Origin of the sequence: Vreelandella titanicae (genome assembly GCF_014697095.1) — a bacterium.
GTDB lineage: Bacteria > Pseudomonadota > Gammaproteobacteria > Pseudomonadales > Halomonadaceae > Vreelandella > Vreelandella titanicae.
Genome location: NZ_CP059082.1, coordinates 5,080,904 through 5,092,861, shown reverse-complemented (window position 1 = coordinate 5,092,861; position 11,958 = coordinate 5,080,904). Strand labels below are relative to the sequence as shown.

Annotated in this window: 1 protein-coding gene; it reads left to right on the top strand. The window is 54.8% G+C overall.

All coding sequences use genetic code 11. The features are described 5' to 3' along the window. Positions 1-3: 3 nt before the first annotated feature. Positions 4-11,904 (top strand): amino acid adenylation domain-containing protein, encoded by an 11,901-nt coding sequence (locus tag HZS52_RS23435; protein WP_190373839.1) that lies wholly within the window; start codon positions 4-6, stop codon positions 11,902-11,904. Positions 11,905-11,958 lie beyond the last annotated feature (54 nt).

Here is an 11,958-nt window from a genome sequence, read left to right as displayed (position 1 = left end):
GGCATGGAATTGGACGAAAGAAAGATTGCTCAACGTTTTGCAGAATTACAGGTTGATGCGCAGCGAAGTTTTCTGAATAAGCTGAGAAGTAGTGGCATTGATTTTCGTGAGCTTCCTATCGTGCCCGTTAACCGAGCTGAGCAACTTCCGTTGTCATATTCGCAGCGTAGCTTATGGTTGACATGGCAGCTTGATCCGGCAAGCCCGGCTTACAACATGCCAGGTGTGTTTTATTTGCAAGGCCCACTGGATGTTGCTGCATTCGAGTCGAGTGTGAATGACCTTGTGACGCGCCATGAAGTACTCCGCACGATATACCCTCAGAGCAGTGAGGGAGAACCTCTCCAGGAGGTTCTCAATGACTGGCGTGTTCCCGTATTACACGATGATTTACAGCAATATACCGAGTTAGAGCAGGAAAAAGAGCTACAGCGCCTCATTGGCGAGTTCTCTCAGCGCCCGTTTGCGATTGATGTTGAGCCGTCATTCCGCATGGCAATCTACCAGTTAGATACTAACCATCATGCAGTTGCCATTGTATTGCACCATATCGCTTGTGACGGTTGGTCGATTCAGTTGCTCATCAATGAGTTGTTCGAGTTTTACGAAGCCCGAATCCAACAGCGCAATGCTGCATTACCTTCGTTACCCATTCAGTTTGGTGATTATGCTGTTTGGCAACGAAATTGGTTCGAGGCTGGCGAAATGGAGCGGCAGCTAAACCATTGGCGCCAGCGCCTGGGGGGCTCGCACACGCCTATCGAGCTTCCTTTGGATCGTCCAAGAGGCTCACAGGCGACATCGAAAGTCGGTCAGTGTCATGTTCAATTATCTCAAGAGGTGAGCCATGGTATTCATCAGCTAGCCCGTGAGCATGGCGCTTCACTGTATATGGTGATGCTGTCACTTTTAAAGCTGACGCTACATCGTTTCAGTGGACAAAGCGACATACGTATAGGCTCTCCCAGTGCTAATCGGAACAAAGCTGAAACACATGGTTTGATTGGTTACCTGCTCAATATTCAAGTGCTGAGAACCTTATTAGAGCCTACCAAGGGGTTTACCAGCTTATTAGGCGCCGTTAAAGAAACCGTGCTTGATGCACAGGACTACCAGGATATTCCTTTCGATACTCTGGTAGAAGCGTTACAGCCTGAGCGCCAACCTGGAGTACATCCGCTATTTCAGGTCAAGTGCACCCAACAGAAAGAGCTGGAGAGGGAAAAGGCAGTAGGTGACTTAAAGGTATATCTTGAAGGACTAAGCGGCGGTGATGCGCACTTCGATCTGAGCTTTGACTTTACCGATACCACTGATGGTATTCGCTGTGTATTCGCCTATGCGGCGGCACTGTTCGACGAAACAACAGTCAAGAGATTCGCCGAAGCACTACAAAGCCTGGCTGAGCAAGTGCTGAAAACGCCGAGTACGCCATTGGCATTGCTCGAAATCCCCGCCCCCACTTCGGTGCTTGAAGGAAATACAACTACATTCACTTCTGGGAGCGTTATAGAGCTTTGGGATCGAGCCGTCGAAGAGCACTCCCAACAACTTGCGATGCAAGATGAACCGGATAATGCAGCCACCTATGCCAGCTTGGATGCTCAGGCCCAACGGTTAGCGGCAGAGTTAATGGCACAGGGAGTCGGCCCTGAAGTACGCGTTGCCATTCACGCTGAGCGTTCGTGCGAGTACGTGCTCGGCATTCTCGCCGTACTCAAAGCGGGCGGGGCGTTTGTACCGCTGGATCCGCAACTACCTACGGAACGTTTGGCCTATCAACTGACTGACAGTGGCGCTCGCTTAATGCTGAGCAGCATGGCTTGCGACTGGAGCGGTGACGTTCCAGTAATGGAACTGGCGTTTGCCGATGATATTCCGTCTGCAGTAGAACACAAACTGCCCGACATCCATCCCCAGCAGACCGCCTATGTGATCTATACCTCTGGCTCCACGGGCAAGCCCAAGGGGGTGGCGGTGAGTCACGGTGCTCTGGCCAATTATGTGCAGGGCGTTCTGGAGGCGCTGGCGCTACCAGAGGATGCCCGCAACCTGGCGATGGTCTCGACGGTGGCGGCGGATCTGGGGCATACGGTGTTGTTTGGTGCCTTGTGCACCGGCCGTACCTTGCACCTCATTTCCCCCGAGTGCGCTTTCGACCCGGATGCCTTTGCGGCTTATATGCGGGAACAGCAGGTGGATGTGCTCAAGATTGTGCCCAGCCACCTGCGGGCACTGCTGAGTGCTGCAACTCCGGCTGACGTGCTTCCTCACGAGCACCTGATTCTGGGCGGCGAAGCGACCGACTGGGCGCTGCTGGAACGTATCGCCAAACTCAAGCCAGCCTGCCGGGTGCTTAATCACTACGGCCCCACTGAAACCACGGTAGGGGTTCTCACCCAACAAGCCGAAATGGCCGATCGAGGTGCCAGCACACTGCCGATCGGCACACCGCTGGCCAATGCTCAGGCCTGGGTACTTGACCCCTGGCTTAATCCGGTGCCGAAGGGAGTAGCTGGGGAGCTCTACTTGGGCGGGCCGGGACTGGCTCAAGGCTATCTACAGCGCCTGGGGCAAACGGCGGAGCGTTTCGTCGCCAGCCCTTTCCATACAGGGGAACGGCTCTATCGCAGCGGTGACCGTGCGCGCCAACTGGCCGACGGTAGCCTGGAGTTTCTTGGCCGTGTGGATGATCAGGTCAAAATTCGCGGCTATCGGGTGGAGCCGAGCGAGATCGCTGCCCTGTTGCGCGACCAGCCAGGGGTCTCAGAGGCCGAAGTGGTAGCGCGGGAAAATGAGGAAGGACGCGCGCAACTGTACGCCTATGTGGTTATGGCAGCCGGGAGCGACGTTGATGATGCTGTGTTACTCGCGCAGCTTGGCGAGCGCATGCCGGACTATATGCTGCCCAGCGCCATGGTACGGCTGGATGCCTTACCGCTAACCGCCAATGGCAAGTTGGATCGCAAGGCGCTGCCCGAGCCGGTGCAAGCCGGTAGTGATAAAGCCTTCGAGGCGCCCCAGGGAGAAGTAGAAGAGACGTTGGCAGAGGTCTGGGCTGACGTAATCGGCTGCGAGCAGGTGGGGCGTAACGACAACTTCTTTGAGTTGGGTGGTGACTCCATCCTCAGCTTGCAGATCGTCGCGCGCTCGCGTAAGCGTGGCTACAAGGTAACGCCCAAGCAGTTGATGGAAGGGCAGACCATTGCCGCAGTGGCGGCGATGGCCACGCCCTTGGCTGCTACCGCTCCTAAACAAGCGGCTGCGCCCAATAAGGCTGCTTCCTTTGCTCTGCTGCCGGTACAGCGCTGGTTCTTCGAGCAGAACTTTGCCGAGCCACACCACTGGAATCAGTCGTTGATGCTGGAAGCGGACAGTGGTGTAGATACCGCGCTGCTACGGCGTGCCATTGAGGCAGTGGTAGATCACCATAGCGCCTTACGGCTGCGCTTTGAGCGCGTTGGCGATAGCTGGCAACAAGCCTATGGCAAGCTAGCCGACGATCTCCTCGAGCACGTGGACGTAAGCGATCATGCGGATCCGGCGCAGGCCATTCCCCAGGCTGCCGATGCTGCGCAACGCAGTCTGAGTTTGGCGCGGCCGTTCCGTGCTATCTGGATGGCACTGGGAGGCGAGCGCGGCGGACGATTGCTGCTAGTGGCTCACCACCTGGTGGTGGACGGCGTCTCGTGGCGCGTGATCCTCGACGACCTGCAAACGGCCTACGCGCAGTTAAATGCAGGAAAGACAGTCGACCTACCACCGGCAACCACCTCGCTAGATGAGTGGGCGCGTGCCCTGGCCGACTATGTCAAATCGGAGGCTTTGGCTGAGCAATGCTCCTATTGGGAAAGTCTCGTCACAGCGCCAGAGCCCAGCCTACCGGCACGGAATCCCCATGGCAGCAACACCGTCGCCGATACCGCATCGCTCGTTGGCAGCTTGCCTACCGAGGCCACCACGCAACTGCTGGGGCCGGTGCATAAAGCCTATCGTACCCAGGTAGATGACCTGCTCCTCACTGCACTATCGAGCGCCCTGTGCCAATGGGTAGAGAGAGATAGCGTACTGATTGAACTGGAAGGCCATGGTCGCGAAGACCTGTTCGAGGGTGTCGATCTCAGTCGCAGCGTAGGTTGGTTCACCTCGCTCTACCCGGTTCGCCTGACCCCAGGTAATGCGGAGCCCGGTACAAGCCTAAAAGCCATCAAGGAACAACTTCGCCAAGTGCCTGAAAAGGGGCTCGGCTACGGCGTGCTGCGCTATTTGAAAGAAGAGCCCGCGCTGGTTAGTGGTGCCTACCCCCAGGTCACCTTCAATTATCTAGGCCAGTTGGATCGCTCCCTACAGGGCGATGGGGCCTGGCGGCTCGCTAAAGAGAATGCAGGGCAGGCTCGCGCGCCCCAAAGCAAGCGCCGTACCTGGATTGAGGTGGTGGCCTGGGTTCAAGATGGCCAACTGCGCTTCGACTGGAATTACAGTCGTGAGATTCACAGCGAGGCAGCGATACATGCCTTGCAAGTAAGCTTCCAAGCGCAACTAGAGGTATTGATTGAGCACTGTGCTAGTGGCGTTCGTGGCGCAACACCTTCGGACTTCCCGCTGGCGGGGCTGAGTCAAGGGCAACTGGACGGCTTGCGATTGGATGTCGCCAATGTTGAGGATATCTACCCGTTGGCGCCGATGCAGCAAGGGCTGCTATTGCATACCCTGCTCAATCCAGGCGCTGGTATGTACATGATGCAGGATCGCTACCGGTTTGCTTCGCCTATCGACGTCAATGCTTTCGAGAAAGCCTGGCAGCGAGTCGGCGAACGGTATGAGGTTCTACGTACAGGGTTCGTATGGCAAACCGAAGAGATACAGTTGCAGGTGGTGTATCGGCAAATTCCTTCACCCGTGGAATATATCGATTGGCGCGGTATTGACGAGGATGAGGCCGATCGGCGCTTGGCGGTGTTATTGCGTCAGGAGCTTGATGATGGCTTCGACCTGGAACGGCCACCATTGCTAAAGGTACGTATTATTCAACTGGCGGAGAACCTGTTCTACGTCGTACAGAGTTTCCACCATATTCTGATGGATGCCTGGTGCCGCTCCCTGTTGCTCAGCGATTTTTTCCACTATTACGATGCCTATCGTCTCGGGACGAGTCACGAGTTGACGCAACCAAGGCCGTATCGTGATTTTATCGCTTGGTTGCAGCGGCAGGATGCCAATGTGCTACGCAACTATTGGCAACATGAGCTTGAAGGTTTCGATGAGATAACGCCGATTCCTTATCTTAAGCCGCATGGTTCGCACGACAGTGTTGCCACGGTGGCTGATGTATTCTCCTCGCTCTCCCACGATGAGAGTGCAGAGCTACAGAACGTTGCCCGACAGCATCAATTGACTGTCAATACGATCGTACAAGGGGCATGGGCACTGCTGTTAGGGCGGCTTTCCCAGGTGGATGACATCCTATTCGGCGTGACAGTGGCTGGGCGCCCGCTAGAACTGGAGGGCATACAGGAGACGATGGGGCTGTTTATCAACACAATCCCTCTGCGTGTGTCAGCCCCTTCGCCGCAAACATCTGTCCTTGATTGGCTGCATGGGCTATTGGCGAAAAACCTGGAGATGCGTCAATACGAGCATCTACCGTTAGTCGAAATTCAATCGTTGGGAAAGCAGTCACAAGGACGCAGTCTATTCGATAGCCTCTTTGTATTCGAAAATGCGCCGATAGATGCCAGCATAACGGAGAAAATCCATGATCTTCATGTATCTATCAAGGGCAACCGCACCCACACCAATTACCCCTTGACCGTAGTGGTGGTGCCTGGCGAGCAATTGATGCTGCAGCTCTCCTACGACGCCCGTAAGTTTGACGATTCCGAGGTCGAGAGGCTGCTCTCGGGCTTCCGTCAAATTCTCTTGCACATTATTGACAGGCCTGATGCTCCCTATCATGAATTGGACGTATTGCCTGTTAATGAGATGGAGACACAGCGGGCGCAATGTAGAGGGCAGTCGGTTGCTTATCCCTTTGAGCGAGGTTATATCGACCTGTTCCGTGAGCAGGTACGACAGCATCCACGCCAAGTTGCCGTTCGCCATCAGGGAGAGACACTCACTTATGATCAGCTAGAGGACACCTCCAATCGCATTGCCCAAGCACTGCGGCAAGCAGGGGTGAAGAAGGATAATGTCGTAGCCCTGCATGCCGAGCGCGGCCTAGCGTTGCCAAGCATGATTCTGGGTACGTTTAAGGCTGGCGGTGCGTATCTAGCGCTGGATACCCGACTTCCTGATCAGCGTATCGCCGATATGCTGGCGTCCAGCCATGCATCGGTTCTAGTCGCCACTGCTGAGCAAACACCGCGTCTCGAAACTGTGCTTGAATCCATGCCCAACCCACCGCGGATGATAGTGTTCGAGGATCTCGTCACGGCGGAAAGACTAGAGGGGGATGCCGCTGTAACGGCTCACCCTGATCAGGCCGCCTATATCATCTATACCTCCGGTTCGACCGGTGAACCCAAGGGTGTCGTCGTTAGCCATCGTGGCATGCTCAACAACCAATTGAGCAAGGTTCCCTACCTGGATCTGTCGGCCAGCGATGTCATTGCCCAGACCGCAGCGCTGAGTTTCGATATCTCCGTCTGGCAAACGTTGGCGGGGCTGTTGTGTGGCGCCAGCATCGAGATCGTGCCTGATGAGATTGCACGCGACCCCAGTGCGTTGCTTCCTTATGCGCACGACAACGGCGTCACGATACTGCAAAGCGTACCCGCACTGATCCAGGGAATGTTGAACACTGCCCCAGTCGACCTGCTAGCACTGCGCTGGCTGCTGCCCACGGGCGAAGCCTCCACGTCTGAGCTAGTCCGCCAATGGTTCGCACGCTACCCGGCGATCCCATTGGTCAATGCGTACGGCCCTGCAGAATGCGCCGATGACGTATCCCTGCACTTGCTGCGAAGCGGCGATGACGAGCACTTAGCCGTGGTGCCGATCGGCAAACCGGCTGATAACACCCAGCTACTCGTTCTCGACAGTCAATTAAACCTATTACCTATGGGGGTGAGCGGCGAACTATATGTCGCCGGTGTCGGTGTTGGGCGGGGGTACCTGAATCAGCCGAAGCTGACGGCGGATCGCTTCGTGCCCAACCCGTATGCTGAAGTGCCCGGAGAACGGCTCTATCGGACGGGTGATCTGGCCCGCTATCGCACTGATGGTGTGCTGGAGTACATCGGCCGCACCGATCAGCAGGTCAAGATACGGGGCCAGCGCATTGAGCTGGGAGAGATAGAGTCCCGGCTGGTGGAATTCGATGTTATACGAGAAGCGGTAGTGGTGGCCCAGGAAGGGCCAGGAGGCGCCAGGTTAGTGGCTTATGCCGTCGCCCAGCCACATGAGTCGATCGATACGGCAGAGCTACGCGAGCGTCTAGGGCAGGTATTGCCCGACTATATGGTGCCAAGTTTAGTGGTAATGCTCGATTCCTTGCCACTAACGCCCAACGGCAAGGTGGATCGCAAGGCATTGCCCGAGCCGGACTTCGCCAGTAGCGCGCAATATGAGCCACCCCAAGGTGAGACGGAAGAGACGCTAGCGGCGATTTGGAGCGAGGTGCTGAGTGTCGAGCGGGTAGGGCGTCACGACAATTTCTTCGAGTTAGGGGGGCATTCGCTGTTGGCACTGAGTGTGCTCGAGCGTATGCGGGTTCGAGGCCTTGAGTCTCAAGTACGAACGCTGTTCCAGTCGCCCGAATTGGCGACCTTCGCCAAGGCACTGTCCCTAGAGCCTAATAGGAAACAACTGGTTGTACCGCCCAATAGGATTCCAGAGCATTGTCAGTCGATCCAGCCGGATATGCTGACACTGATCAATTTGGATACTGATGAAATCAGTCGCATAGAAGATGCAGTGCCAGGCGGAGCGACCAATATCCAGGATATCTACCCTCTGGCGCCATTGCAGGAGGGCATCCTGTTCCATCATCGGTTGCAGGAGGAGGGTGACACTTATGTACTCCCTTGCTTACTTGGTTTTGATAGTCAGGAACGGCTTGAGCAGTTTGTTGCTGGTTTCAATCAACTGATTACCCGTCACGATATTTTGCGCACAGCAGTGCTCTGGGAAGGGCTTCATGAACCAGTACAAGTGGTGCACCGGCACGCCTCACTAGAGGTGGAGTGGCTGGAACTGGAAGAAACCGGTGTTTCGTGCAGCGTTTCCGAACGACTAAACGCCTATGTGGATCCTGAACACTATCGCATTGATGTACGCCAGGCGCCGATGGCGCGAGCTATTGCGGCACAAGATGCTGAGCAAGGGCGATGGCTGCTGCAACTGCCCAGCCACCACCTGGTACTGGATCACACCACACTTGATCTGCTAGTGGACGAGATTGCCCTAATCCAGCAAGGACGAGAAGGCGAGTTACCCAAACCGCTGCCATTCCGAAACTTCGTAGCACAGGCAAGGTTGGGGGTGAGTCCGGTAGAGCATGAGGCTTTCTTTAGAGAGAAGCTGGGTGATGTGGACGAGCCTACTGCTCCATTCGGATTACTGGATGTACGCGGCGATGGCAGTGGTATTGAGGAGATTCGCCTACCACTGACAGAAGAACTGGCCCAACAAGTTCGACAGCAGGCACAGCGACATGGTGTCAGTACCGCTACCCTATTTCACCTAGCCTGGTCGCACGTGCTGAGTAAAACGACGGGGCGGGACGATGTGGTGTTCGGCACTCTACTATTTGGCCGTATGCAAGGTATTGAGGGCGCCGAAAGAGCACTTGGGATGTTCATTAACACTTTACCTATTCGTATTAGACTAGGTACTAACAGTGTGGCCGACTGTTTACGCCAGACCCATAGTGAGTTGGCCGAATTGTTGAACCACGAGCATGCTAGTCTCGGACTAGCACAGCGATGCAGCGGAGTAGGTGGAGGATCACCACTGTTCTCAACCTTGCTGAACTATCGTTACAGTGCTCCAGAGAAGGAAGATGCAACTAGCCGGGCGTGGGACGGTATGGAGGCATTAGGCAATAGGGGTCGTACCAACTACCCAATTGTGATGTCAGTCGATGATCTTGGCGAAGGCTTCCAACTGGTTGGGCAGACCAGCCGCTTGATCAGTGCTCAGCGGCTGTGCGACTACTTGTGCACATCCATTGCAGGTATCATAGAGAGCCTAAAAACGGCACCGCAACAAGCTGTGAGCAACATCACGTTGCTAGGGGAGGACGAGAAGTATCTGTTAAACGAATGGGGAGAAAGCTCAGACCAGATACCCGATACTCCACCTATTCACCACTTGATTGAGCGCCAAGCTGCGGTAATCCCAGAGGCCACGGCGCTAGTATTCGAAAACACATCTCTTAGCTTCGCCGAACTCAATACCCGTGCCAACCGTTTATCCAATTACTTGATCGGTATGGGCGTGCGTTCCGAAACCCGCGTGGGCATCGCTATGGAACGCTCCATCGAAATGGTGGTGGGGCTGTTGGGTATTCTCAAAGCGGGTGGTGCTTATGTGCCGCTGGATCCTGATTATCCCTCCGAACGTTTGGCCTACATAGCCGAAGATAGCGGTATAGAATTGCTGATCACCCAGCAACACTTGCGCGAGTTGTTGCCGGTGACCGATGGGCTGAATGTTATTGAACTGGACCGGCTGGATGTGGCGCATCATGCGTCAACTAACCCGGAGGTGGAGCTGCACGGCGAGCATCTAGCCTATGTGATTTACACCTCGGGCTCTACTGGGAAGCCTAAAGGTGCGGCCATCCGCCATGATTCCTTAACTAATTGCATGGTCTGGATGCAGCAAACCTATCAGCTCAACGATACGGATGCCGTACTACACAAGGCACCTTTCGGTTTTGACGTTTCAGTATGGGAGATTTTCTGGCCATTGAGTGTCGGGGTTCGCCTAGTGGTAGCTCAGCCAGGTGATCATCGAGATCCAGAGCGCATCATTGAGCTGATCCAGCGGCACGGCGTTACCACGCTCAATTTTGTGCCCTCAATGTTAAAGGCCTTCCTGACCTATCCCGATGTTAAGACCAGGACGCGGCTCAAGCATATTATGTGCGGTGGCGAGGCCGTTCCAGCCACGTTACAGCAGGACGTAGCTGAGTGTCTTGAGGGTGCCAACCTGCACGATCTTTATGGCCCCACAGAAACCACCATTCATGTCACTCACTGGTGGTGTCGTGGTGACACTCAACGTCAAATACCCATTGGACGTCCCATCAGTGGCACGCGCACCTATGTATTAGATGATGAGCTCACCCTCGTCCCACAGGGTGTAGCGGGTGAGTTATACCTGGGCGGGGTAAGTCTGGCCCGTGGATATCTCAATCGAAGTGATTTAACGGCGGAGCGTTTTGTTGCCGACCCATTTGCTGCAGGCGAACGCCTTTACCGTACCGGCGATCTAGTTCGCTGGCGGGAGGATGGCCAGCTCGAGTACCTGGGCCGCCTTGATCATCAAGTGAAGATCCGCGGCTTGCGTATTGAGCTAGGAGAAATTGAAGCCGAACTATTATCTCAGCCAGAGGTTCGTGAGACGGTTGTGGTCGCCCAAGAGGGCCTAAATGGTTCGAGGCTAGTGGCATACGTAGTTCCCCAAGTCGGCATTGAACTCGACACCACCATACTACGCGAGCGTTTGGGTCAACGATTGCCTGACTATATGGTGCCAGGAGTCGTGGTCATGCTCGATTCACTGCCGCTAAATGCCAACGGCAAAGTGGAGCGCAAGGCACTACCTGAACCTAATGTTGAGGAAGGCCGCAAGTATGTCGCTCCCTCGACCCGGGCAGCCCGAAAGCTCGCCGAGATATGGCAAGAAGTGCTTGGCATTAAACGGATCGGCGAGACCGACAACTTCTTCGAGCTGGGTGGAGACTCTCTGTTGAGCCTACAAGTGATGAGCCGAGTACAAGTTTTAGAGGAACCACAGCTTAACTTTAAGCTGTTTGACCTAATGCAGAAACCGACCATTGCTGATCTGCTGGGAGTGAGGAAAAACACTGAGGTGCTGCCCAAAGGGGCTATCATGCTAAATGGCGAGTGTGCTAATCAGCCACCGCTGTTCTGCATCCATGCCGTAATGGGAACAGTTTTTGATTATCAGCCGTTAGCCCGGCGCTTGCACGGAGTATGCACTGTTTACGGTCTGCCAAGCCGAATGTTGACCGATCCACAGCATCGAGATTCCTCACTTGAAGCAATGGCTGATGATTATGTGGAGACAATACGTCGCATACAGCCTGTGGGCCCCTATCGGCTATTAGGATGGTCTCTTGGCGGGGCATTGGCTGCGATGATTGCGGCTCGACTTGAAGGGCTCGGGCAAGGTGTGAGTCAACTGGCTTTGATAGATCCCTATATACCGGGCGGTGGTCCACATAGTGAGGATAGCTGGCAGCGAGATCTTGTTAGTTTCTCATCGGTCATACTGCCAGGTGCTTCGCTTGAAGCATTCGAAAGTAATGAAGAGGACACGAAAGAGCCGAGCGAGGAAGAAATTGCCATTAAGTTGGAGAGATCAATAGCATCATCCGATATACATGGTCGCGAGGGTTATGCTGCACTGGGTAGTGAAGCACTTGCTCGGATATTTTGTGTGGCGCGTTATCTGAAATTGCTTTCACAGCAGCTTGATACCTTGCCAGCGTTAAACTGTGAAGTGGACTGTTGGTGGGAAGCGGGAAGAGCTTGGGAAGAACAGCAGGCGCTGGCGAATCAGTTGAATAGCGTCCCGAAAACCTCAATTGAGACTCTCAATGATCATTTCTCAATCATTACTGATAGTGCCTTGCTCTCTCAACTGGAGAAGCGGTTAAGAGTTAGTGCTGGGCAACACTCGTACGAAGTGGAGAAAAACCTATTTTGAATAATATAATTTTTTGAGTTTATAACTCTTAAGGTGGTTTCAGTAGCGCGCTAG

Bases quoted from the DNA above. Each gene is read 5' to 3' on its own strand.
- HZS52_RS23435 (WP_190373839.1), top strand. From the start codon at position 4: ATGGAATTGGACGAAAGAAAGATTGCTCAACGTTTTGCAGAATTACAG.